We start from the raw sequence: 24742 nt of genomic DNA, 5'->3' as shown, positions 1-24742 counted from the left end.
AGAACATGTTGAATTTATTACTTAAGCCAGGACTACTAGGCCTATCTGAACTGCGTAAAATCAGCCGTAGCCCTGTGAGCCTGTCACTGGATCCTGCAGCAATCCCTGATATTGAAGCAAGCATGCAGGTTGTCGAGCAAGTGATTGCTGAAGATCGCACTGTGTATGGCATCAACACGGGGTTTGGCTTACTAGCAAATACCAAGATTGCGCCTGAAGATCTCGAAGTACTACAGAAAAGTATCGTACTTTCTCACGCAGCGGGCATTGGCAAATTTATGTCTGATGAAACCGTGCGTTTGATGATGGTATTGAAGATTAACAGCTTGTCTCGCGGTTACTCGGGTATCCGCCTCAAAGTGATTAATGCTCTTATCGATCTTGTGAATGCACAGGTTTATCCGTGTGTTCCACAAAAAGGATCAGTAGGTGCCTCTGGAGATCTTGCTCCCCTCGCCCACATGAGTACCGTTCTGCTAGGTGAAGGCCAAGCAAGACACAACGGTAAAATCATCACAGGCTTAGAAGCAATGCAGATCGCAGGTCTTGAACCAATCACACTTGCGCCGAAAGAAGGCTTAGCGCTGCTAAACGGCACACAAGCATCGACTGCATTCGCGTTAGAAGGTCTATTCGCAGCGGAAGACTTGTTTGCATCTGCAACAGTGTGTGGTGCGATGTCTGTTGAAGCAGCACTCGGTAGTCGCCGCCCATTTGACCCTCGAATTCACCGCGTTCGTGGTCATCGTGGTCAAATGGATGCCGCGCTTGCTTATCGCCATATGCTTGATCAAAAGAGTGAGATTGGTGAATCACACACTTGCTGTGAAAAGGTTCAAGACCCTTACTCGCTACGTTGTCAGCCTCAAGTGATGGGTGCCTGTTTACAGCAAATTCGTAATTCAGCAGAAACATTAAACGTTGAAGCGAACTCGGTATCGGACAACCCATTGGTATTTGCTGAAGACGGCGACATTATTTCAGGTGGTAACTTCCACGCAGAACCTGTGGCAATGGCAGCGGATAACCTAGCACTTGCGATTGCAGAAATTGGTAGCCTTTCTGAACGAAGAATGGCACTACTGATTGATAGCGCACTAAGCAAACTTCCACCTTTCTTGGTCGATAACGGCGGCGTTAACTCAGGCTTTATGATTGCTCAAGTAACGTCTGCTGCTCTGGCAAGCGAGAATAAAACACTGGCACACCCAGCATCAGTAGACAGCCTTCCAACATCGGCAAACCAAGAAGATCATGTATCTATGGCAACCTTTGCGGGTCGTCGACTGCGTGACATGGCAGAAAACACCCGTGGCATCTTGGCCGTTGAATACTTAGCAGCAGCACAAGGCCTGGACTTCCGAGCGCCAAACCTATCGTCACCTCGAGTAGAAGAAGCAAAACAAATTCTGCGTGAAAAAGTGAGCTTCTACGACAAAGACCGTTACTTCTCACCAGATATCGAGCAAGCGAACCTATTGCTCAAATTATCAGTGCACAATCACCTAATGCCAGAAGGTATTCTGTGTAGCTTTTAAGAGAGAAACAATCTGAACAACACCCATTAGAGTGTTATATAAACAAGGGCTATTGGTTAGCCCTTGTTGCATTGTTCCAAAGACCATATTCCCCTTAAAATCGTCACATACCATCCAACGTATTCATCTAATCGATTGATATATAAGCAAAGTTAACTGGATAGACCATTAGAGCGAAGTTAGTTAGCTATAATCCACCCCAGATTTGATGACTAATAGCGATACTATGTTTCTGACACCTTACTTTTCTACTGAAGACAATCAATTTCAATTCACTCGTGAACAAGCTAGCCACTTTGCTAAAAAAGTAGCCGCTGACTTCAACCCAATTCACGATGAAGACAACAAGCGCTTCTGCGTGCCTGGCGACCTTTTGTTTGCAGTTCTTCTGCAGAAAGAAGGCATCAGCCAAAAAATGCGTTTTGATTTTTCAGGTATGGTGGGTAACGGTATTGCACTAAGCGTTGACAACAAATGTGAGAAAGAAAGCTCACTGGTTGACGAAAAAGGCAAAGAGTACCTACACATGTCTTGTGAAGGTGAAAAGAGCCACGACCAAGCATTCATCGAGCACGTAGTAACAAACTACGTTAAGTTCTCTGGCATGAACTTCCCGCACATCATGGTTCCTCTTATGGAAGAACAAAAAATGATGATCAACTGCCAACGTCCTCTTGTGATTTACGAGAGCATGGAAGTTGAATTTACTCGCCTAGACCTGTCTCACCCAGAAGTTGAATTCTCTGGCGCGACTTTTGATGTTGAAGGTAAGCGCGGCATAGTGACTCTTAACTTCGATTTCAAAGAAGACGGCGAAGTAGTAGGTAAAGGCGTGAAGCGCATGGTAGCAAGTGGCCTTAAGCCATACGACCAAGCTTCTGTCGATGACCTAGTAAACCGCTTCAACGAGCGCAAAGAGATGTTTCTAGCTCAGTTCGCAGCCGCTGCTTAATTAGCTCTAGAATAAGATCAAAAAAGCCCAGCTTGATATCCTCAAGCTGGGCTTTTTTATTTCGGTTACTAAGCCACTAAAGCCTGCACTCAAATCATCACTAAATCCAGCGTCTAACCTTTTGTTTGTAATCAACATATTCCGCACCGAATAATTGTTCTAGTGCTCGCTCTTCGGGTTTGATTTGGAAGTAATTCATGTAGATTACGAAGCCAAAGCTAAGTAGTACACTGAAGATATTCTGGAAAAAGTAGCCAAAGCAAAATAGCAGGATGAACAACCCTAGGTACATTGGGTTTCGCGTGTAGCCAAAAATTCCACTGTCCACGACGGCTGAAGCGGTTTCGACTTTGATCGGGTTAACGGTGGTTTTCTGTTTTCGAAATTCCAATATGCCGGATATTCCAATCACACCACTCAATGCGACTCCGATACCTAACACAACCACTCCATAAGGTAATGCCAGTGTCCCTTGGCTCAACTGCTGAGCGCAGAAGTATGATGCTACAAATACAATAATGAACAGTGCAACGGGTGGTACTTTTAATTCTAGAAATTTCATACTTTTCCTTATTAACATTCCTTTGTTAGTTTAGAAAAAAGCCCAGCAATTGCTGGGCTAAATGTATTAGAGAATTTTTGCTAGCGCCTGTAATGGGTGAGCAAGCTTCTCACCTTCAAAACGCTTCACTTGGCTACGGCAAGAATAGCCCGTCACCAAGCAACGATCTTTTGGTAAGTCCTGCATTTGAGGCTTCCAGCTTAAACCGTATATATCTTTCGACATTTGCAGCTTATCGACTTCGTGGCCGAAAGTACCCGCCATACCACAACAACCGACAGGAACGCTGGTTAACGCCGCACCAAAGTGTTTGAAGATAGTGCCCCACTCTTTTTCAGCGTTCGGCATTTTGGTCTTCTCAGTACAGTGAGCAAACAAGTACCACATTTCTTCACTTGCTGAACGCGCTTCGAACTCACCTAACAATGGCATTAACCATTCATGCACGGTAAGCACATCAAAGTCGCCGCGCTTGTCACCTAAGATCTCGACATATTCATCGCGGTAACAAAGCACAAGAGCAGGATCAACACCCACCAAAGGAATACCGATATCCGCCACCATCGACAAGAAATCAGACGTCGATTTCGCCTCACGTGCAAATCGATTTAAGAAGCCCTTGATGTGTAGCGCTTTACCATTCGGTTTGAACGGCAGCAGTACCGGTGTTTTGCCAAGCTTTTGAGCCAGAGTGACGAAGTCTTCAATCACCTCAGCATCATAGAAGCTGGTAAACGGGTCTTGAACGATCAGCACATGCTGTTTCTTCTGCTCAGAAGACAAGCCTTCTAAGTACTGTAAGTCGAAGAGTTGCAGCTCTTTACTCGCTAGACGATTTTTTAGCGTCGGCACCGACATCAACGGTGCATCAACATAACCGACCGTTTTAGCTGTTGCCGTTTGGATCCACTTTTGACCCAATGCAGCGTTCACTACTTTTGGCGCTTTCGCCATCAGCGGCAGCATGGTTTCAATGTTGGCAACTAAATAGTCTTTTGCTGGGCGCTGGTAACGCGAGTAGTAGATGTTTAAGAATCGAGAACGGAAACTTGGTACATCGACTTTAATCGGACATTGACTCGCACACGCTTTACACGCCAAACAACCGTTCATCGCTTCATGAACTTCATGCGAGAAATCGTACTCATGGCGTTTGTTCATCGTATTTCGAACACGCTCAATCATAGTCTTAACGGGTGTGTTGTCTTTCAACGCTTCTTGCTCAAGGTCGAGAATATCAACGCCTTGTTCAGTCAGTTGACGCAACCACTCTCTTACCAAGCCTGCGCGGCCTTTTGGTGAGTGACGTCGGTCAGCCGTAACTTTCATTGAAGGACACATTGGCGAGCTCGTGTCGTAGTTGAAACACAAGCCGTTGCCGTTACATTCCATTGCTTGCTTGAAGCTGTCACGAACTTGTACGTCGATCTGACGGTCGTAAAAACCACGCTTGGTATCGGTGACTTTCACCAATTCAGCGTCACTTTCTAAAGGCGTACAGATCTTGCCGGGGTTCATCTTGTTGTGCGGGTCGAATGCCGCTTTCACACGTCTTAATTCGGTAAACAGCTCTTCACCAAAGAAGTCAGGACCATACTCAGAACGGAAGCCTTTACCGTGTTCACCCCACATCAAGCCGCCGTATTTCGCCACCAGCTTAACCACTTCATCAGAGACTTCATGCATCAATGCTTCTTGCATAGGGTCACACAGATCCAATGCTGGACGAACGTGCAGTACGCCTGCATCCACGTGACCAAACATGCCGTAATTCAACTCTTTTGAATCGAGTAACACTCTAAATTCAGAGATAAAGTCCGCGAGGTTTTCTGGTGGTACACAAGTATCTTCAGCAAAAGCGACGGGCTTAGCTCGGCCTTTCGCCGCACCCAATAAACCCACCGCTTTCTTACGCATGTTGTAGATTCGGCCAATGCTCGCCAAATCGCTACAAACTTGGAAACCAATCACGCCGGCTTCTTCGCTTTCAACCATGGTTTCAAGGCGTGCAGTCAGCGCTTGAACTTGCTGTTCAACTTCCGCTTCATCTTGGCCTGCAAACTCAACCATGTTGATGCCAAGCATCTCTTTGTTAGGAACATCGGTCAGCAGGTCGCTCACGGTGTGCCAAACGATGTCTTGCTTCGCTAGGTTCAATACTCTTGAATCCACCGTTTCAACAGACAGAGCTTTCGCTTCCACCATGAACGGCGCATTACGCAGCGCAGAATCAAACGTGTTGTATTTGACGTTAACCAGTGTCCGCGCTTTTGGAATCTTGGTTAGGTTTAACTTTGCTTCCGTGATGAATGCTAAAGAACCTTCAGCACCACATAGAACGCGAGTTAGGTCAAAGCTGTCATCTTGTTCGTTGATTGCATTCTTTAGGTCATAGCCTGTTAAGAAGCGATTCAGCGGAGGGAATTTATCTAAGATTTGAGCGCGCTTGTCTCGACAAACCGCCTCAGTCACAGCAAGTGCATGGTGAGCGAATTCACCCTCAACAGGTAAGCCGTGTGATAAATCAGATTCTAGACATGAACCATCTGCGAACACCGCTTGCAACGACAACACATGGTCTGAGGTTTTACCGTACTTCAATGACCCTTGACCCGAAGCATCGGTATTGATCATACCACCCAAGGTTGCTCGGTTACTGGTAGAAAGGTCTGGAGAGAAAAAGTAACCATAAGGGCGAACAGCGTCGTTCAATTGATCTTTAACGACACCAGACTGAACTCTTACCCAGCCTTCTTTCTCGTTAATCTCAAGAACCTTATTCATGTATCGCGACAGGTCAACCACGACACCTTTTGTTAAAGATTGTCCGTTGGTTCCGGTACCGCCGCCACGAGGGGAAAAAGTCACGCGTTCGTAAGCGGATTTAGAAACCACTTTACCGATAAGCACAACATCTTGCGTTGTTTTAGGAAGGATGACCGCCTGCGGCAATTGCTGATAGACACTGTTATCAGTCGCCACAGCCAAACGGCTAGAATATTGAGATTCAACGTCGCCAGTAAAGCCCGCTGTTTTTAGTTCATCTAAAAAGCGTACGACAACTGGATCGACATCAGCATTGAGTTGAAGTCTTGGTAACATTTGCTTCCTGCCCCTACTTCGCTGATCCTATCAGCATTGGGTTATCTGAGATTTTTAATAATTTTCTTTGAATTTCGTCACTTTACTACTATTAAGATCATATAAAAAGGTGATCAAATCAGAATCTCAGTGCAAGAATGGAGAAATAGTCACTTTCGTCTTAATTCAGTAGCAATATACTGAATAACATTTTGTTTAAGACATCTCCACGAGCACATCACAATGAAAAAAAACAAAACAGTCACAACTGAAGATATCCTTCTTAAACTATGCCAATCAGTCTCAAGCGTACTAACTTCAGCGACGGCTTCTCAGGTGTCCTATTCAGCCATGGTTCAAAAGATCAACAAGACAAGCCTAAAGCCAGATTTTGGTTGCTTCGTTCTGTTTGACGGCGGCTTTTCTGGTCTTGTTGTTATCAATTTTACGTCCAAAGCAGCGCTAGAGATCTACACCAATTACATGCGTAATATGGGCATGCCTGAAAACGAGCTCGCTGTGCTTCATACTTCAGACGAAGTGGGTGATGTATTAGGTGAGCTGATGAACCAATTGGTTGGCGATTTCACCAATAAAATCCGCAAAGAGCTGCAAACCAACATCACACAAAACCAACCGAAAATGCTGGCTCTGAACAAGCAAGTAAACCTTTCTGTTGATACCAATCTCGATCGTCCACAAGCTCGTCGTGTGACCTTCTCTACCGCTAATAACAACATCTTCTACCTTGAGCTTGCGATGGATAAGACTGAATTCATTCAATTGGAAGAATTTGAAATCGCAGAAGACGAATGTCCAGATAGCATTCTTGAAGCGACTCAGAAAAAGATGCAAGAAGCGAACAAGCCGGCTCAAAGCTCAGGCAATGATTCTGCAGCAGATCTACTCGATGAACTGGGTATCTAGATTACTAATACTCTAGTTAATCAGGAAAATCGTGTCACTAACGCCATCAGTACGCTTGATGGCGTTTTTGTTTTTGTCGCCAACTGGGCTCATGCAGTTCAATGTTCACCACCTCACTTGTTCATCAAACCAGTTTTGCCTTTCTGTTACCCGCGAAAACATGTAAAATGTTGGACTTTTAAAAATTTGCGGTACTGATTAAATTGTCGATGGATAAGAAAAAAGCCCTAAAGAAAATTGCCAAGTGTCTTGAGCTTGGAAATTCTGCGAACGTCAATGAAGCTGCCAATGCGATAAAAATGGCGCATAACTTGATGCTGAAATATGGTCTCGAAAAAGACGATATTGAATTTATCAAGATGGGAAAAACTCAGTCCAGTCACCTGTTACCTGCAAATATCAGTTCTACACTGCTGCGTGTTATTCGCGGTATCAACACCAAATTTGGCGTAGAAGCCGTATTACTGAATCACAAAGGCCTAAAGCGTGTTGAGTTCATTGGTGAAGCCGATCGCGCGATCTTCGCAGCCTTCGCTTTCGATATAATTTATCGCGAGCTGAATGAACACACCGGCCAATTCAGAAATAGCTTTGCTGGCTCTGGCACAGGGTCATTAGAAGTGACACGCCGCGTAAACTCGTTTGTTTCTGGCTGGGTTGAAGGTGCGCTTGAAAAGCTACCAACCATTACTCCCGACGACGAATCAAACAACAAGATCAATAACTACATTGATAAAGAATTCAAAAATATCGACCGTGAAACGTTCAAGCAGCAACTGAGAGAAGCAATGAAAAACCTCACCGCCGATTATGAAGTTGGTTTGAAGAAAGGTCGTAAATTGTCTGTTAATCGACCAGTTGGCGGTACCCAGGCAGCTAAAAAGATAACTAAATCATAGAGCCACTTTACATTACTTCGACGTATTGATAAAAACCATCAATAAGATTTACAGGACTATGTTTGTCACTCGGATTCATTCGTTTGACAGAAGTACATGATGGAGAAATACGTTGAAAAAAATCACACTAGCCCTAGCGCTTACTATCGCTTTAACGGGTTGTCAGGCAACTCAACGCCAAAACGCGACAACTGGCGAATCTGAGACTAACTCTGCAACTCAAGGCGCTCTAATTGGTGCACTCGCTGGTGCCGTTGCTGGTGCTGCTACCGGTGACTCTAAAGACCGTGGTAAACGTGCACTTATCGGGGCAGCAGGTGGTGCGGCTGTTGGTGGTGGTATTGGTTACTATTTTGACCGACAAGAAGCTGCACTTCGTGAAGAGCTAATGAATTCAGGCGTTCAAGTTGAACGCGTCGGCGAAAACCAACTTCTACTTCGCCTAGAAAACGGCATCGGTTTCGATTCTGGCTCTTACGCTTTGGAATCAAGCATTCATAACACACTTCGCGGCGTTGCTCGCATCCTCGTTGAATACCCAGACACTAGCCTAGTGATTGAAGGTCATACTGACAGCACAGGCAGCGAATCGACGAACCAAATCCTTTCTGAGCGTCGTGCTGAATCTGTTCGTGCATTCTTGATCTCTCAAGACGTTGCTGCAGGTCGTGCTATTGCTCGTGGTAACGGTGAGCGTTACCCTCTATGTGACAACAACACCTCTCAAGGTCGTGCTTGTAACCGTCGCGTAGAAATTCAAATCTTGCCGCTTAAGTAGCACGATTAAAGCCCAGTCCGTCTTTATCTCTTGAATTAACCACTATATAGTTGTTTATCAATTATGTTACTCATTTAACGTGATAATAATAACCAACAACCATAAAGCGTATTCATACTGACATATCGATTCTGGGCTTTTTTACGAGACTTATCTTTTGCTGATCCTATCCAACATTCTGTCATCATCACTTCTTAGAGCTCTATTTCTAGCCCTCATTTTTTCCACGATACAGCTGTCCACTACACGTTTCGTGCACGCAGCAAGCAGTGATGAATTTTCACTAGAATCACAACCTCAAGATCCAGTTTCTCAATACCAGTTAGCTCAAGCTTATGAATCGGGTATCGACGTCCCTGTTAGCACCAGTGATGCATTGTATTGGTACACGCAGTCGGCAGAAAACGGCAACCCAAACGCGCAATTTAGACTGGGTGAATGGTACTTAGCAGGAACAGGTGTTGAACAAAGTAACAAGCTTGCTTTGGAGTGGTTTATTAAAGCAGCGTTGCAAGGTAACCAGCGAGCGCCTATCGAGGTCGCAAAGCTCTACGAATCCTCGCTAGAACAAAACCTCCTTCAACCATTAGATAAAGCGCAGCTATGGTATGAAGCAGCCTTAAAAGATAATCCACAAGCAGAAGATGGCTACAACCGCATTTTGGAAGCGCAATTCAACCAGCAACGTGCAAAGCAGATCTCTTCAATAGAACAGCTCGATGACAGCATCGACTCTGAAATAGACACCAGTCAGGGGTTATCTCAGCACGTTCAATCTGACCAAGCATCACGCTCTAACCTCTCCAGTTCTAACCTAACTAGCTCTGACTATATGATTAGTGCTGCGTTGGCCGTGTTGATTTCAATTATCAGCATTATTGCGACTCTCGTTATCTCAAGAAAAAGACAAGCTCTAAAGTTGGGTGATTCACGACAGCAACAACAATCACTTGAAGCGCAGCTTAGCTCGAAGGACCTGACGATTAAGCAGCAAAAACGTCAGCTGCACACTATGTTTCACGAGTTGAAGAAGCAGAAAAACAGCAAAGGTCTAAGTAATTTGCAAGTGGCTTGCGCGCTATTTGGCTACACGCCCAGCTCTATCCCTGACCAAAAAAGCATCAAGATCCGATACAAACAGCTATCAAAGATCTACCATCCAGATGGTCACGGATGTGACGAAGAAATGAAACGTTTGAACAATGCGCTAAAAACCATTTTACAAAATGTTACAAAACCGTAAACAAACACACATCTTCATTTTTCAAGATCTCAAAGATATCGATTTTATTGGTGTTGCAATCGATCCCCCTCTCAAAAACGGGTAACAAACTATTAACTAATAGGTCTTACTTGTGTCATAATTTGCGCCGAAAATACACCTGACTTAAACAGGTGAGGAGAGAATATGTTCACAATAGAAGGCGTTTGTGATTGGTGCAAAAAGCCAAGCCTAGTTAAAAAGCACGACTACCTAGATGGTAAGTGTCATCATGCATGTAAAGAGTGCAATGATATTGCAACCATTGATGTTCGCCAGTTCAATATTGGTGAAATGGAAATGAGAGCAAAACTCTCCCAAGCGACATTGAGATAAGCAACACCGTGAAATATAAGAAAGCGCCTAAGGCGCTTTTTTTGTGCCTGCGGTTTTAGATCTTCTCTCTTCTCTCTTCTCTCTTCTCTCTTCTCTCTTCTCTCTTCTCTCTTCTCTCTTCTCTCTTCTCTCTTCTATACAGGTGTATACAGTACTTTTCTGTCAAAACCACTGTATACACCTGTATAAAGCTCACATTTTTTCAACTTATGAGACAAAACAACAAATTCATTCAAATTTAATTTATCGAATAATTTCAATGATTTAATTGTTTTTCATCCATAATTCCAAACGAAATCGTCCAATAATCCCGCAAAAAACGCTTGATCTTATAAGCAACTAAAACTACTGTATACACATACAGCATGTATATAAGGACAGCAAAATGATTCAAGCACACGTTAAAGCACAACACTCTAGCCCGCTAGTTCACTGCGCATTTACATCAGTTTCTCGTAAAAGCAAAAATTCAAACGAGGAAGCGTTGTTTGCAAGAATGGCGTTGCTGTCCAATCAACATCAGTGGTTACTGTTTACGGCTCAAACACCAAGACCATCGGCTAAGCAGCTTAAGCAACATAATGTTTGCTGCGACCGCGTTATTCATATGAAAGCCTCTCATCAAATGACTGAGGTAGAGACTGTCGAGAAAGCCATTCGATCTAAGAATGCGAGTGCGATTGTTGCAAGTGCATCGATTGATCAGTTCAGTCAACAGTACCTAAGAACATTAGGGTTACGCTTTCAATGTGAAGTCTTCTTTATGGATGCAAATTCAGAGCGTATTCACTAGGCCACCTTGCTTAGTAACATGTTGGCTTAATAACATTTTGGCTCAAAAACATGGTCCACAAACATAGCTTAATCTTTTAGCTAACAAAGTTAACTTAACAAACAATTCGCCAAAACACAGTCCAAACATACTGCCTTCCCCTGCCCTACAATTCGCCAATTTTTTAGCGGATTGTTAGGCGGGGGTTTTTATTTAAACAATAGATTTAGCAATCGTTTGCTTTTTCTCTGGAAGCAAATAGTAGATTGGGTATAATGCCCGTCTAATCATGTGCACACCGCACTTCTCTGTATGACGTTTGATAAAAGATAGGAATGTCTAAATGAGCCTTGCTGATCAAGTTCTTGCCGTAAATGATGACCTACCAATCCGTACTGATAAACCTGTCCACAGCGGCAAGGTTCGTTCGGTCTACTGGTTAACTGAAGAAGATAGCCAACGACTAATTAAAGAGAAAGGCTACGATGTAGCACCAGATGCGCCTTTAGCAATCATGGTGATCAGTGACCGTATCTCTGCATTTGATTGTATCTGGCGTGGTGAAGGGAATCTTAAAGGTGTTCCAGGTAAGGGAGCGGCTCTGAATGCTATCTCTAACCACTGGTTCAAATTGTTTAAAGACAACGGACTTGCTGACAGTCATATTCTTGATATCCCTCACCCGTTCGTATGGATTGTACAAAAAGCTCGCCCAGTCATGATCGAAGCGATTTGTCGTCAATACATCACTGGTTCAATGTGGCGTGCATACGCAAACGGCGAACGTGAATTCTGTGGTATCGAGATGCCTGAAGGCCTTGAGAAAGACAAGAAGTTGCCTGAGCTACTGATCACGCCTTCAACAAAAGGGATTCTGAAAGGTATTCCTGGCGTTCCAGAAGCTGACGATGTGAACATCACACGTAACAACATCGAAGATAACTTCGCAGCATTCAACTTTACTCAAGCAAGTGACATCGCACATTACGAAAAACTTCTTAAAGAAGGCTTCAACGTAATCAGCCAAGCGCTAGCAAAAGTAGATCAAACCTTTGTTGATACCAAATTTGAGTTTGGCTACGTCAACGATGCTCAAGGCAAAGAAAAGCTTATCTACATGGACGAAGTCGGTACTCCAGATTCATCTCGCATTTGGGATACTCAGGAATACAACAACGGCAACATTGTTGAGAATTCAAAAGAAGGCTTCCGTCAGTTCTTGCTTAACTACTTCCCTGATGCCGACATTCTTTTGAACAAAGAACGTATGCCAGAGCGTGAAGCGTTAGCTCGTGACAATGAGCTTCCACTGGATTCTCTAATGTCTCTGTCTCGAACTTACCTTGATATCGCAGCGAAAATCACAGGTGCGGAGATCGTACTGAGCGAAAATCCTAAGCAAGAGATCATCGATGTACTACGCGCTGACTATGGTCTAATCGACTAGTCGTTTAATCGCTAATTGCTTAATTGCTTAATTGCTTAATCTCAAAATAAAAAGCTAGAAAGCTAATAAGCTCGTAAACACAAGTTTTAGATACTAAAAGGGCCTCAATATTTGAGGCCCTTTTTACGTGTACGTTTTTACTGTTCCTGAGAGAGGTTATAGGCGAACTGACGTTACAACCTAATCGTGAACTCTTCTCCAGAATTACCCGCAATCACTAAATGACTGCGCGATTCAATATACTCGATCTGCTCTTCTTCAAGCGAATATGGCATCACCACTTTGAGCTCATTGATCCCTTCTAGCTTAGCAAGCTTGAGTAAGGTAACAATGTTCGACTCATCACTTTTACGCGTCGACATTGATTTCAATGCCATCTGCCATAAACGATCCTCTGGGGTGCCCAACTCTTTAATGCTATCTCGCCAGACGGTACTGAACACTGGCGCAATTGTGGTGAGTGCTTCCAGAAAAGTCCATTTTTTACTGCATGAGGCGCCAAGAAATGTTGTGTAATCGAACTCTACACGCGTCTCTTCCTGTTTATCCATGATGTCCCCCGACACTTTGGCAACACAATATACTCAATATCTATCAACTCTTTCTTTATAGCAATAGGATATAGAAGAATAGTCTTTTATGACCTTTTGATTGGTTAAAAAGGCATATAAAAATCAAACTTGTAACAAAATAAGCACTGAAAAATCATATATGCATCTATTTGATTAATATTTTAGAGATAAAACTTATCCATCTATTTGATATCAATTATTCGACTCGCTTTTTTGTACTGAATACGCCAACCAGACCATGTCGGTAGCTCCCAACGTTTTGGCGATAACTTTCGGCTACCCGACTGATAATGGACGTAAATCAGCTTTCTTGCGGGCAAGTATTCGACATCGAGTTGCAAGTCGGCAAGGCTCAATGCAAACGGATATTTTTCCGAAAACTCTGAATAGAGCCAAGTTGGAATGCCATCGAACGGTATGTCTGCATGGTCGAACATTTCCAATTCACTCACATCAGTAACACCTAACACTTCAAGCTGCTCTATAAACCATAGCTCAAAGTTAATGTTCTCAATTTCTGGGGTGTATTGTGTTTGTTCATCGAGACCAAGTTTCACATACAGCTGCCAGTGTTTGATTTCTTGAGTGCGAACCTTTGCAAAACCCGGAAGCTGGTCTCCATTTAACACGAGGTCGACGATAGGCTTTAAGGATAGTTGCCCTTCAGCCGCGACGAGCTTGGTCGTAATCGTACGGCCTGCGTACACCAACGCCATCTCGGTAAAAACGCCATCGTCATTTACTACTGTTTCGCCTTGCTCCCACTCTCCTAGTTCAGCATCAATGATAAGCTCAAGAGGAATGGGTGCCGTGACTGTCGCTAAGGTTAGTGTCTGCTTAACACCTCTTCCCGGCAGGCTGTGAGTATCAAGCACCAACATCGCCTGTGCATTATCAGGGAAACGGTTCTGACGACCGAGCACCACCTCTAATACTCCATTAGCAAACGCTTCTTTCCTCTTCAGCCTACGCACAAACACCAGTTCAGGATGCAGATTCACAATGGTCTTGAGCAGTTCAATGCGTTGGAAACGTGACGCGACTTCTAGCTGAGGAAGTTCAAACACCTCCCGCATTTGCTTAGCCAGTCCTTGTGCTTCACTCAGTGCCTGTTGGTCTATGTCTAAATGCGGATATTCTCGACCACGCACAATTTGAATCAACAGGCTTAAATCACACCCTTCTTTCTCTTGTTGCGCGAGTGCTTCTAGGTGTTCTGCATTGTTTGGTAACTGATACAAGCGAGCAGGAACGGACAGCGCCGCTGTGAGATCGACCATCGCTTCTTTTAATGCTTTGGTTTTGATTCGAGTAACGATATCGGCATACAAAGCATCAATCGGCAACGGATACAGCTTTTTGCCATGCTCGGTAATTTGATGGTTGGCGTTAATCGCTTCCATCGTCAGCAAGGTTTGAGTTGCACTGTTAAGTGATTTTTCAGGAATAGGATCAAGGAAAGGCAAGCTCTCAAGCGGAGCACCGCAACATGCCGCGGCCAACATAGGCTCGGTCAGCTCTTCACGCTGTAATTCAGGCGGCGTGACTAACTCTAACGCCGCATGCTCACCATATAAACGCACACAAACGCCATCCATTACCCTACCCGCGCGGCCAGCTCGTTGTTTGGCACTCGCTCGTGATATGGATTTAAGCATCAGTGTGGTTCTGCCATTACGCTGAACGGTGCGTCTCTCTAATCCTGAATCTATCACCACGCCAATATCAGGAATAGTTAATGAGGTTTCCGCAACGTTTGTCGCAAGGATGACCTTTCTCAAACCATTACCTTCAGTATTATTATTACGGCCCGATAACGCTAAATCTCGCTCTTTATCACTGACTGACGCGTGCAATTTAACGACTTGGATATCTGGATTTTTCGCTAAGGCTTGTTCGCATTGCACGATCTCTTTTTTACCCGGCAGAAAAACCAACATATCGCCAGAAGAAGCGATCAACTGATGATTCACTTCTTCCGCAATGCGCTGCTCTAGATGTCGAATGTCAGGCAGTGTTCTGGATTCGTTCGCTCGGTGCTCAATCTCAACTTGATAAGTTCGCCCTTCACAGCTTATTCGATTCGCATCCAAATACTGAGCAAGGCGCTCACCCTCAATGGTAGCTGAAGTGATCACCAAACGATGACTCGCTTTTTGTTTCAGAATCGCCACCAGCAGATCAATGTCCCAGCGTCTCTCGTGAAACTCATCCACCACGATCACATCAAAGTTAGCTAATCCATCTTCTGATAACCAACGCAGCGCAATACCGGGCGTCACAAAAACAACGTCAGTTTGCTCGTTGTATTCTGATTCAAGCTTAATCGCATAGCCCACTTTGCTACCCAGCTTCTCGCCCGATTGCTGTGCGAGATATTTAGCCAGTGATGTACACGCGATGCGTCTTGGCTCCACCACCAGCACTCGCCCATGTTGAGAAGCCCAAGGTGGCAGGCGCGTAGATTTACCCGATCCGGTTTCCGCCTCTACGACAAGGTGAGAATTAGCGATTTGTTCGTGGAATACATTTTGATAAGCATCGATGGGAAGTAATGACATAAAAAGGGAGCGTCGCGAAAAAGTGTGAGCAAAGTATAACGAATTATCGTGTTGAAATTCGATAAGTGTGGGACAGAGGTAAGAATATCATTTTGTTTGCTCAGATCGCGGAGAAACTATTTACAATTGAATAACTAAACCGTTATCATTTTTCAGTTACCCTTTCTCCCATATTAGGCATCCAATGAACAACGATAAACGCCCTCTATATATCCCTTATGCTGGTCCTGCTCTACTAAGTACACCTCTTCTAAACAAAGGCAGCGCATTCTCTGCTGAAGAGCGCAGTTCTTTCAACCTTGAAGGTTTGTTACCGGAAACAACCGAAACAATCCAAGAGCAAGTAGGACGTGCATACAAACAATATTGTAACTTCGAAAGTGATATGGATAAGCATATCTACCTTCGTAACATCCAAGACACTAATGAAACGCTTTTTTATCGTTTAGTTCAAAACCACATCTCTGAAATGATGCCTATCATTTACACGCCAACAGTTGGCGCAGCATGTGAGAACTTCTCAAATATTTACCGTCGTGGCCGTGGTCTGTTTATCTCATACCCGAACCGCGATCGTATCGATGACCTACTGAATAATGCGACAAACCACAACGTTAAAGTTATCGTGGTTACGGATGGTGAGCGTATTCTTGGTTTGGGAGACCAAGGCATCGGTGGTATGGGTATTCCAATTGGTAAGCTAGCACTTTACACAGCTTGTGGCGGTATCAGCCCAGCTTACATGCTACCAATCGTGCTCGATGTGGGTACCAACAACCCTCAACGTCTTGCTGACCCAATGTACATGGGCTGGCGTCATCCTCGTATTACGGGTGCTGACTACGATGCATTCGTTGAAGAGTTCATCCAAGCAGTTCAACGCCGTTGGCCTGATGCATTAGTTCAGTTCGAAGATTTCGCGCAAAAGAACGCAATGCCACTGCTTGAGCGTTACAAAGATCGCATCTGTTGTTTCAACGATGATATCCAAGGCACAGCAGCCGTTACTGTTGGTTCTCTACTTGCAGCATGTAAAGCAGCAAACAGCAAACTGTCAGATCAGCGTATTACCTTCTTAGGTGCGGGTTCTGCAGGTTGTGGTATTGCTGAAGCTATCATTGCTCAAATGGTGTCTGAAGGTATCAGCGATGCACAAGCTCGCTCTCAAGTTTACATGGTTGACCGTTGGGGTCTGCTACAAGAAGGCATGCAAAACCTGCTTGATTTCCAACAGCGTCTGGTTCAAACCAACGAAAACACCAAAGACTGGGAAAGCGACGGCACTGGTTTCTCTCTACTAGACGTTGTTCGCCACGCGAAACCAACCGTATTAGTTGGTGTATCTGGTGCTCCAGGTCTATTCAGCAAAGAAGTCATCAAAGAGATGAACCTACACTGTGAACGCCCTATCGTGTTCCCACTGTCGAACCCAACAAGCCGTGTTGAAGCAACGCCAAACGACATTATTCGTTGGACTGATGGCCAAGCACTGGTTGCGACAGGTAGCCCATTTGAGCCAGTCGTTCACAACGGCACAACTTACCCAATCGCTCAGTGTAACAACAGCTACATCTTCCCAGGTATTGGCCTTGGTGTATTGGCTGTGAATGCTTCACGCATCACTGACGAAATGCTAATGGAATCGAGCCGTGCACTTGCGACGTGTTCTCCACTAGCAATCAATGGCACAGGCGCTCTGCTTCCACCATTGGAAGAGATCCACACGGTATCTAAGAAGATTGCTCTTGCTGTAGGTAAGAAGGCGATTGAACAAGGCGTTGCTCTAGAGATCACTGAAGAAGCACTTCAACAAGCAATTGACCAGCACTTCTGGCAGCCAGTTTACCGTCGCTACAAGCGTACTGCATTCTAATAGAGCGTACTTGTTCTCAAATACTACTCTTACAAGAGCCTCTGCAATCGCAGGGGCTTTTTTCTTTACACTGTCTTGTCTTTTTAACTGATTTTTCTCATTTTTATTTGGTATTATCGAGCACTCAAAAATTAATGCTCAGTCAAAGGACCATACCGAGAGTGAAATTTGATTCTCACATTATCCGTAGCTACATAAAAAAAGCTTACAAAAAACTGCAAGGTTTTCTGTTTGGCGCTTTCCTCGTGTTCTTAGTAGGCAGCGCTGCGGTTATTGCGATCGATTATTGGGTTTCATGGCAAGCGGAAGATCGCATCATCTACGATATTGATGACGTGCCCGAGCTTGAGGTCGCAGTTGTGCTTGGCACGAGCAAATATTTGGGTCGAACACTCAACGACTATTATAAGCACCGAATCGAAGCCGCGATTGAGCTGTTCGATCGTGAAAAAGTGGATCAATTTCTACTGAGTGGCGATAACGCTCATCGCTCTTACAATGAACCGTGGACGATGAAGCGCGACTTGTTAAAAGCGGGCGTCCCCGAAGAACGCATCAATCTAGATTACGCGGGTTTCAGAACCTTAGACTCGATTGTTCGCGCCAAAAAGATATTCGATACTGATAACTTTCTGATCATCACTCAAAAATTCCACTGTGAAAGAGCGCTATTCATCGCCAATTCTTACGATATTCATGCACAATGTTTAGCCGTTTCAGGACCAACCCATCACTCGGGAAGCTCAATACGTTTGCGTGAAGTGTTTGCGCGTACCAAAGCCTTCTTAGACTTGTATATTATGGGGACAACGCCAAAGTTCCTTGGCCCTAAAGAGCCCATTCAACCGAGTCCAAAACCAGAATCATTTCCGATCCCAAACCCTATTACTGATCCCACTGTAAACCCTGTTGTAGACCCTACAACAAGCCCGATTGCAGACCCAGCAGAGACCGATGTGTAGAAAACTACACATTTTGAATTTGTTGCCTCACACTTCCCCATTGTTAAGCAAAAACACACCAACACTCCTTTATTAACTTGAGTAACATTCTTCCAACAAAGTCCGACCCTACATCAAGCTATATACCTCGAAAATAATAAGCACGACTCAATGAAGTCGTGCACCAATAAAACGAGGATAACAAAAGGAGCGTCTTATGACGGCACTTGTTACTACACTGAAACACTGGTTGTTTACCCGCAACAGCATGATATTAATTGGTAATTTCACGCTATTTGCAGTTTTGCTCAATACCCTGCCATTCGAAGCGCAAGTGAATACAGGTTTAAGTATTCTCGTGTTCGTTGCCATTCTATGGTTAACAGAAGCTATCCACGTCAGCATCACCGCTCTGCTCGTTCCCCTATTGGCTGTCTTGTTTGGTGTATTCAACACGCCCGCAGCGCTGGCTAACTTCTCCAACCCGATCATCTTCTTATTCATGGGTGGTTTCGCATTAGCAGCCGCATTGAACAAGCAAGAGCTAGATAAAGCGATTGCTGACAAAGTACTGCTGATAGCAAAAGGCAGAATGTCGGTCGCTGTGTTCATGTTGTTCGGTGTGAGTGCGGGTCTATCGATGTGGATCTCAAACACAGCCACCACAGCAATGATGCTTCCTCTTGTTCTTGGCATCATGAACAAGGTTGACCAAAGTGAAGACCGCAACACCTACGTGTTCGTACTATTGGGTATCGCTTACTGTGCTTCAATCGGTGGTATCGCAACCTTGGTTGGTAGCCCTCCAAACGCAATTGCGGCGGCAGAAGTTGGCTTGAGCTTCACAGAGTGGATGGCACTTGGCCTACCAATCTCAATGATCTTACTGCCAATCGCGATGATTATTCTTTACGTGATGACTAAGCCAAAGCTTGACCACAAATTCGAGCTAGACCACGCTCCCGTTGAGTGGACAAACAGCAAGAAAATCACACTGTCTATCTTCCTTTTAACCGTAACGCTTTGGATATTCGGTAAACCAATCAACGCAATGATTGGCGGATTCTCTAAATTTGATAGCTTAGTAGCGATTGGTGCGATTGTACTGCTTGGTGCTTCTAGAGCGGTGGAATGGAAAGACGTTGAGAAAACAACGGACTGGGGTGTACTTATCCTGTTCGGCGGCGGTATCTGTTTAAGTAACATTCTGAAAGCGACAGGAACCAGCGTATTCCTAGCACACTCACTAAGCGGATTTTTAGAAACAGCTGGCGTACTGCTTACGATTCTAGCCGTGGTAGCGTTCGTGGTATTCCTAACGGAATTTGCGAGTAACACAGCGAGTGCGGCATTGCTTGTCCCTGTATTCGCGACTATTGCTGAAGCGCTGGGTATGTCTCCGGTTATCTTGTCTGCACTGATTGCGGTTGCAGCATCATGTGCCTTCATGCTACCAGTAGCGACACCACCTAACGCAATCGTGTTTGGCTCGGGTCACATCAAGCAAAAAGAGATGATGCGAATCGGTATGGTGTTGAACCTAGTTTGTATCCTAGTTCTGACTCTGTTCGCTTGGATCTTCTGGTAAGCACTAACCTTCTGTAAGCGCATATTTACAGGAATGCTCCCCTAAACTGGTTGAACTTCCCCCGGTTCAACCAATACAAAAATGCCCGTTCAGCTTAAGCAAGCACTGAACGGGCACATAAAAACAAGAAACGCTTTTCCCTTTTGGTGGCCCCGCGCCACCTTTTTTGTTTTTGGCTATTAGCTAAACATCGCTCTTCAGAACTACAGCGTTAAATTGCGCTTGGCACCAAACGCGTCCAACCTAGCAACAGCATCGAAGCACACAACACCCACACTAAGGTCGCTAACGAGAGCGTCGACACCAAGTTATAGCGATAACTGAACACGTACACTGCACCAAGATAAGCGGCGTATGGCACAAGCGAAAACAGCCCAAACAACGCTGTGGTGCGCAACTCCACCATGGTTTGTTCCGTGCCAACAATGTAGTGAGCAATCAGAGCAAAGGTCGGAAACAGCGGCACTAAACCAGAGATGTAGAAACTCTTACTCTTCGACAATAGCGCAATCAACAAAACCGCCGCGGCACCCAGCAGACATTTAAAGAACAGTGAGATCATTTTTTATACGTTATCCAAACAAACCAACAAAGGCTCTAGAGGGTAAACTCATCTAGCAGCCATAAAAACGCCACACGTCACATATGCACGTGTGGCTTATAAACTCATCAAAACAATTTTCAGATTAGTGACTCAAGATCACCTGATTTCGACCTGAATGCTTTGCTTGATATAAAGCTTCATCAGCGCGAGCAATGGTCTCTGTCACTCGCTCTTGCTTCATCTCGGCAACACCAATACTGCATGTCAGTGGATCGCCATGAACCCAAAGGTGCTGGCTGACTAAAAGTCGGATTTTCTCGGCCTTTCTTTGTGCTTCGCCAAGATCAGTCTCAGGGCAAAAAACAATGAATTCTTCACCACCCCATCTCACCAACTTGTCGGTAGCGCTGATCGAACTGCCCACCACCATGCTGAACTCACGTAGAATATGGTCACCCATTTGGTGTCCGTACTTGTCATTCACGCTCTTGAAGTAGTCGATATCGAGATACAACATACCCAACTTGCCATGTCCTTGCTTCACCTGTTGTGACTGCATTTTCAACCAATCACGAATCGCGTGGCGGTTTAGTATTCCGGTTAATTCATCACGATGGGCCTTTTCAGAGAACTCAAAATTTTGCTCTCTCAGTGCTCGGTTGACGTTCTTTAGATGGTTGTGTCTCTTTTCAACAATCACCATGCGTTTCCTAGAACGGTGCAATTCTGAAATCAAGAACACGGTGCCCGTCCCCACCCAAACAAACAGTAAGATTAAGAACAAGCTCTCGCCTGTGATGTAAGAGCCTTCAAACTCAATGCTACGGATAACGATTCTATGATGGCCAAGTTTCGCCCCAGACGCAGTAGCAAACTCAACCATATTAACGTTCGAGTACTCTGGAGCAGAGTGCTCTAGCGCGACATCATTGTCGGCCAACCACCACGTCATCACTTGCAGATTTTTGATCGGGATTTCAATCACACCACCATCGACTCCTGGAGAAAACTCCATCCCGTTGTACTTATGCGTGTACTCGTCATCAGGAACCGAATAAGCAGGATTATAATTACGCAGGTAAGTTCGCAAACGACCGCTAGAGTCAGCTTCCGCATGATAATCAATGTTGACTCTAAATGTGTGGTACTGGGAAAGGTCAAGACCTTCGGTAATGTCTCGGTTGATACGAATCGATAGGCCGCAATAAGGCCAAGGATATTCCGACTCTTTAAGTTCACACTCGAGAATATACTGCCCATTTTCGTAGGATAATTGGGAGGTACTGACTCCCCTATCAACTTGATCGCTGGTCGCGATAAATTCATATTTATCAGGGGTAATTGCCGTTATCACACGATTTCCGCTCACACGGTAATACTGCACAATGGCAAGTGTTGCGATAACTAAAAAGATAACAATCTTATGGATCCACTTCACGTCTAAGCTTCCGGCTTAAGGTCCCTATCGTTGGGATTTCATGATAAAAAATAACCTGAGTGGATTAGTGATATTGATACCAATAATCCACTAAAAAGCGTTATATCACGCCCGGACAAAATGTCATACCATAATTTAAACTGAGTGTTTACCATCAATTATCCATCGCAATAATCGAGCAATATTGCGTATAAATGCAGACTCTATTTGTTATACTCATCGCAAATCATCGTTAACCGTATCGCCTGTTCACAAGGCGAGCGAGTGGACGAAATAATAATCAAAATACAACGAGTAATGTCATGTCTTTATTAGCAAAAGGAACACTCAAGAAAATGAGTGCTTCCCTTGATGGTGCGGTTACTTACCGTTTACCTGTAGGTGAAGAGTTTGTAGAGCTAAACCCTCTGATTGGTAAAACCATCAACCTTACCCATACCGGCAATATTTTTTGTTGTTCGTGTGGTAAGAAAACTAAGAAAAGCTACTCTCAAGGCCACTGCTTTGTGTGCATGAAAAAGCTAGCAAGCTGCGACATGTGCATCATGAAACCAGAGACGTGCCATTACGATGAAGGCACTTGTCGTGAGCCTCAATGGGGCGAAGAGAACTGCATGGTTGATCACTTCGTTTACCTATCGAACACATCAAGCCTAAAAGTAGGTATCACTCGTCATACTCAAATCCCTACCCGTTGGATTGACCAAGGCGCGACTCAAGGTTTGCCTATATTGAAGGTAAAAACACGTCAGATTTCTGGCCTGATCGAAGTTGAATTAGCAAAGCACATTGCTGACAAAACCAACTGGCGCACGCTGCTAAAAGGCGACGGCGACGACATGGAGTTGGTAGAAAAAGCCAAAGAACTGTTGCCATTGGTTGAGGATAAAATCCAAGAGATCAGAGCGAAGTTTGGTGACGATGCAATCGAGATTCTGAGCGAAAACATCACTTCACTGAGCTACCCAGTTGATCAACATCCAGTGAAGATTGTATCGCACAACTTTGATAAGAACCCTGAAGTGACAGGCGTACTTCAAGGCATTAAAGGCCAATACCTAATCCTAGATACTGGTGTGATTAACATCCGTAAATTTGGTTCTTACGAAGTGGAAGTATCTGCATAATTTGTAGAACTAAGCGTTTCTTATAGTGAGAAGCGTTTAGTGAATAGCCAAAATGCCCTCAAGTGATGACTTGAGGGCATTTTTCGTTGTCGATTCTATTGGCCATTGGATAACGGTTATAGGCGTTAAAGCGCAACCACATCCCCGTCTACACAATTCTTACCTTTGGCTTTCGCGCGATAGAGAGACTGATCGGTTAAATTCACGAGTGCATCAATTGTGACACCGTCTTCACAGGCTCGACTATCACTGATTCCGATACTGACACTCGAATTAAATCGAATCTGTTCATCGATTTTGAACTCGACTTGATGGAACTGTTGGCGAACCCCTTCTGACACCTCGTGTGCTGTTTCAAGAGACGCATTTGGGATAAATATAATGAACTCTTCACCACCCCAACGGCCTGCGACCCCACCGACTTTCTCGGCATTGCGCTTGGTAATATTAGCCAAAGCACAAATGACCTCATCACCAACCATATGACCGTAAGTGTCATTAATCGACTTAAAATCATCGATATCTAGCAGCATACACACAAGGTAGTTGTTAGATGACATGTGCTCTCTCAACCACTCATAAATCGCTCTTCGGTTAAGTAAGTCGGTCATTTCATCGTAGTTCGCTTGGTGAACCAACTGCTTTTCCAACATCACCTTTTGCGTCACATCTTCGAGTACAACCTGAACGGCTGGCTGACCTTTCCAAGTAATCGCATTGTCGTAAATATTGAAGAACCGATGAACGCCGTCAAAGCCAATGTTTTCAACCACGGTACTCGTGCCTGACAACTCACCCGACACGATCGCGTGATAGTGCTTGCTGATGCCATCAGTATTCTGTTTTGGTACCAGTTCAAGGATAGAGTCCAACTCTAATACTTGCTCGATAGAAGCAGCGCCTTGCATGTTGACCCAAGATTGATTAACCATCAGCGGCTTGAAATCTCGGTGAACCAAGATGCCCTGCCCAGATTGCATGATCATGTCGTGATACATCTTATCTTGCTCACGCACCGCATTTTGCAGCTGAATCGCAGGGGAAAGATCGATCACCGTGACTTGCAGTGCAGGTCTTCCCTGCCACTCCGTCACATGGTCGATAGAAAACACGGTGAACTCTCTGCCATTACGATCAACATTGGTATAGGTGTGAACCTGAGGGTCGCGTTGACCACTGACCGTTTCAAGGTAATTTTGATAGGCGAGAACATGATAATCTTCTGAGATTAGATCTAGAAAGCTATCGATATTAGAAAGTAGTTCTTCGGGCGATGGGTATCCATAGATGCGAGCATAGTTAGCGTCAACACTAACTACATTCATATCTTGAATAGTTATTACACCGTACGTGGATTCGAAATTTATTGAAGACATTGCCAACTCCGCACTCTAGCTACACTTCATAAACTGGAGCATAACAACACATCCTGCCAACGCTTCCACAGAATCTATCACGCGTTAGGGACATTAATATGGTATCTAGTATATCGTACTGTTGCGGGCTTCTCTACAATTCAATCGCTAACACCAGTTATCAAAAGTA

20 protein-coding genes are annotated in these 24742 nt (G+C 44.6%); 13 read left to right on the top strand and 7 right to left on the bottom strand.

Annotated features, from left to right (window positions below; translation table 11 throughout):
* Nucleotides 1-5: 5 nt before the first annotated feature.
* On the top strand, nt 6-1538 hold the full coding sequence (gene hutH / locus MSG36_RS18635; protein ID WP_248369248.1) for a histidine ammonia-lyase: 1533 nt from the start codon (nt 6-8) through the stop codon (nt 1536-1538).
* Nucleotides 1539-1764: 226 nt separating this feature from the next.
* The gene (locus tag MSG36_RS18630) at nt 1765-2490 is read left to right on the top strand and encodes a DUF3581 domain-containing protein (RefSeq protein WP_081231220.1); all 726 of its coding nucleotides are present in this window, start codon (nt 1765-1767) and stop codon (nt 2488-2490) included.
* A gap of 100 nt (nt 2491-2590) precedes the next feature.
* On the opposite strand, the gene MSG36_RS18625 is transcribed toward MSG36_RS18630, so the two are convergent.
* Both MSG36_RS18625 and MSG36_RS18620 read right to left on the bottom strand, forming a co-directional pair.
* The gene (locus MSG36_RS18625; protein ID WP_248369245.1) at nt 2591-3052 is read right to left on the bottom strand and encodes an isoprenylcysteine carboxylmethyltransferase family protein; all 462 of its coding nucleotides are present in this window, start codon (nt 3050-3052) and stop codon (nt 2591-2593) included.
* Nucleotides 3053-3118: 66 nt separating this feature from the next.
* On the bottom strand, nt 3119-6154 hold the full coding sequence (locus MSG36_RS18620; RefSeq protein WP_248369243.1) for an FAD-binding and (Fe-S)-binding domain-containing protein: 3036 nt from the start codon (nt 6152-6154) through the stop codon (nt 3119-3121).
* A 222-nt stretch (nt 6155-6376) separates the two neighbouring features.
* Between MSG36_RS18620 and MSG36_RS18615 the strand changes: the two genes are divergently transcribed.
* The 7 genes from MSG36_RS18615 (at nt 6377) to MSG36_RS18585 (ending at nt 12553) form a co-directional block, all read left to right on the top strand.
* Nucleotides 6377-7060: a DUF3334 family protein gene (locus MSG36_RS18615; RefSeq protein WP_017059770.1), complete on the top strand. Its 684-nt coding sequence runs from the start codon at nt 6377-6379 to the stop codon at nt 7058-7060.
* 209 nt (nt 7061-7269) lie between these two features.
* On the top strand, nt 7270-7959 hold the full coding sequence (locus MSG36_RS18610) for a DUF2786 domain-containing protein (RefSeq protein ID WP_017059769.1): 690 nt from the start codon (nt 7270-7272) through the stop codon (nt 7957-7959).
* A gap of 112 nt (nt 7960-8071) precedes the next feature.
* Entirely contained in the window at nt 8072-8737 is a 666-nt protein-coding gene (locus MSG36_RS18605; protein WP_048607125.1) for an OmpA family protein, read from the top strand.
* Between the two features lie 157 nt (nt 8738-8894).
* Nucleotides 8895-9980: a tetratricopeptide repeat protein gene (locus MSG36_RS18600; protein ID WP_248369240.1), complete on the top strand. Its 1086-nt coding sequence runs from the start codon at nt 8895-8897 to the stop codon at nt 9978-9980.
* 165 nt (nt 9981-10145) lie between these two features.
* Nucleotides 10146-10334, top strand: a complete 189-nt coding sequence (locus tag MSG36_RS18595) for a hypothetical protein (protein ID WP_004733419.1) — start codon at nt 10146-10148, stop codon at nt 10332-10334.
* 385 nt (nt 10335-10719) lie between these two features.
* Nucleotides 10720-11127, top strand: coding sequence for a SulA-like leucine-rich domain-containing protein (locus tag MSG36_RS18590; RefSeq protein WP_017055178.1), 408 nt, complete (start codon nt 10720-10722; stop codon nt 11125-11127).
* Nucleotides 11128-11449: 322 nt separating this feature from the next.
* Nucleotides 11450-12553: a phosphoribosylaminoimidazolesuccinocarboxamide synthase gene (locus MSG36_RS18585; protein WP_017055177.1), complete on the top strand. Its 1104-nt coding sequence runs from the start codon at nt 11450-11452 to the stop codon at nt 12551-12553.
* A gap of 173 nt (nt 12554-12726) precedes the next feature.
* On the opposite strand, the gene MSG36_RS18580 is transcribed toward MSG36_RS18585, so the two are convergent.
* Both MSG36_RS18580 and MSG36_RS18575 read right to left on the bottom strand, forming a co-directional pair.
* Nucleotides 12727-13104 (bottom strand): hypothetical protein, encoded by a 378-nt coding sequence (locus tag MSG36_RS18580; RefSeq protein WP_050643862.1) that lies wholly within the window; start codon nt 13102-13104, stop codon nt 12727-12729.
* Nucleotides 13105-13307: 203 nt separating this feature from the next.
* Entirely contained in the window at nt 13308-15686 is a 2379-nt protein-coding gene (locus tag MSG36_RS18575) for a helicase-related protein (protein WP_248369238.1), read from the bottom strand.
* A 184-nt stretch (nt 15687-15870) separates the two neighbouring features.
* Between MSG36_RS18575 and MSG36_RS18570 the strand changes: the two genes are divergently transcribed.
* The 3 genes from MSG36_RS18570 to MSG36_RS18560 all read left to right on the top strand — a co-directional run bounded on the left by MSG36_RS18570 (nt 15871) and on the right by MSG36_RS18560 (nt 20088).
* Complete coding sequence (locus tag MSG36_RS18570) at nt 15871-17559, top strand: NAD-dependent malic enzyme (protein ID WP_019821850.1); 1689 nt, start codon at nt 15871-15873, stop codon at nt 17557-17559.
* Between the two features lie 161 nt (nt 17560-17720).
* Nucleotides 17721-18521, top strand: coding sequence for an ElyC/SanA/YdcF family protein (locus MSG36_RS18565; RefSeq protein ID WP_248369235.1), 801 nt, complete (start codon nt 17721-17723; stop codon nt 18519-18521).
* Nucleotides 18522-18717: 196 nt separating this feature from the next.
* Nucleotides 18718-20088: a DASS family sodium-coupled anion symporter gene (locus MSG36_RS18560; protein ID WP_048607137.1), complete on the top strand. Its 1371-nt coding sequence runs from the start codon at nt 18718-18720 to the stop codon at nt 20086-20088.
* Between the two features lie 211 nt (nt 20089-20299).
* Here MSG36_RS18560 and MSG36_RS18555 read toward each other — a convergent pair whose 3' ends face one another.
* Together MSG36_RS18555 and MSG36_RS18550 are read right to left on the bottom strand one after the other, a co-directional pair.
* Nucleotides 20300-20650: a GlpM family protein gene (locus tag MSG36_RS18555; RefSeq protein ID WP_048607138.1), complete on the bottom strand. Its 351-nt coding sequence runs from the start codon at nt 20648-20650 to the stop codon at nt 20300-20302.
* A 124-nt stretch (nt 20651-20774) separates the two neighbouring features.
* Nucleotides 20775-22070 (bottom strand): GGDEF domain-containing protein, encoded by a 1296-nt coding sequence (locus MSG36_RS18550; RefSeq protein WP_248369233.1) that lies wholly within the window; start codon nt 22068-22070, stop codon nt 20775-20777.
* 302 nt (nt 22071-22372) lie between these two features.
* On the opposite strand from MSG36_RS18550, the gene MSG36_RS18545 reads away from it, so the two are divergent.
* The gene (locus MSG36_RS18545; protein ID WP_248369230.1) at nt 22373-23197 is read left to right on the top strand and encodes a DUF2797 domain-containing protein; all 825 of its coding nucleotides are present in this window, start codon (nt 22373-22375) and stop codon (nt 23195-23197) included.
* Nucleotides 23198-23322: 125 nt separating this feature from the next.
* Here the strand turns inward: MSG36_RS18545 and MSG36_RS18540 are convergent, their stop codons facing one another.
* Nucleotides 23323-24573, bottom strand: coding sequence for a sensor domain-containing diguanylate cyclase (locus MSG36_RS18540; protein WP_086969608.1), 1251 nt, complete (start codon nt 24571-24573; stop codon nt 23323-23325).
* Nucleotides 24574-24742 lie beyond the last annotated feature (169 nt).

The organism is Vibrio sp. 1CM8B (genome assembly GCF_023161685.1).
Taxonomy (GTDB): Bacteria; Pseudomonadota; Gammaproteobacteria; order Enterobacterales; family Vibrionaceae; genus Vibrio; species Vibrio coralliirubri.
This window is presented reverse-complemented; position numbering and strand designations above follow the sequence as displayed.

Excerpts from the sequence above, each read along its gene's own strand:
- MSG36_RS18610 (WP_017059769.1), top strand. The coding sequence starts at position 7,270 with ATGGATAAGAAAAAAGCCCTAAAGAAAATTGCCAAGTGTCTTGAGCTT.
- MSG36_RS18540 (WP_086969608.1), bottom strand. The coding sequence starts at position 24,573 with ATGTCTTCAATAAATTTCGAATCCACGTACGGTGTAATAACTATTCAA.
- MSG36_RS18620 (WP_248369243.1), bottom strand. The coding sequence starts at position 6,154 with ATGTTACCAAGACTTCAACTCAATGCTGATGTCGATCCAGTTGTCGTA.
- MSG36_RS18570 (WP_019821850.1), top strand. The coding sequence starts at position 15,871 with ATGAACAACGATAAACGCCCTCTATATATCCCTTATGCTGGTCCTGCT.
- MSG36_RS18555 (WP_048607138.1), bottom strand. The coding sequence starts at position 20,650 with ATGATCTCACTGTTCTTTAAATGTCTGCTGGGTGCCGCGGCGGTTTTG.
- MSG36_RS18580 (WP_050643862.1), bottom strand. The coding sequence starts at position 13,104 with ATGGATAAACAGGAAGAGACGCGTGTAGAGTTCGATTACACAACATTT.
- MSG36_RS18545 (WP_248369230.1), top strand. The coding sequence starts at position 22,373 with ATGTCTTTATTAGCAAAAGGAACACTCAAGAAAATGAGTGCTTCCCTT.
- hutH (WP_248369248.1), top strand. The coding sequence starts at position 6 with ATGTTGAATTTATTACTTAAGCCAGGACTACTAGGCCTATCTGAACTG.
- MSG36_RS18615 (WP_017059770.1), top strand. The coding sequence starts at position 6,377 with ATGAAAAAAAACAAAACAGTCACAACTGAAGATATCCTTCTTAAACTA.
- MSG36_RS18630 (WP_081231220.1), top strand. The coding sequence starts at position 1,765 with ATGTTTCTGACACCTTACTTTTCTACTGAAGACAATCAATTTCAATTC.
- MSG36_RS18590 (WP_017055178.1), top strand. The coding sequence starts at position 10,720 with ATGATTCAAGCACACGTTAAAGCACAACACTCTAGCCCGCTAGTTCAC.
- MSG36_RS18585 (WP_017055177.1), top strand. The coding sequence starts at position 11,450 with ATGAGCCTTGCTGATCAAGTTCTTGCCGTAAATGATGACCTACCAATC.
- MSG36_RS18575 (WP_248369238.1), bottom strand. The coding sequence starts at position 15,686 with ATGTCATTACTTCCCATCGATGCTTATCAAAATGTATTCCACGAACAA.
- MSG36_RS18625 (WP_248369245.1), bottom strand. The coding sequence starts at position 3,052 with ATGAAATTTCTAGAATTAAAAGTACCACCCGTTGCACTGTTCATTATT.
- MSG36_RS18560 (WP_048607137.1), top strand. The coding sequence starts at position 18,718 with ATGACGGCACTTGTTACTACACTGAAACACTGGTTGTTTACCCGCAAC.
- MSG36_RS18595 (WP_004733419.1), top strand. The coding sequence starts at position 10,146 with ATGTTCACAATAGAAGGCGTTTGTGATTGGTGCAAAAAGCCAAGCCTA.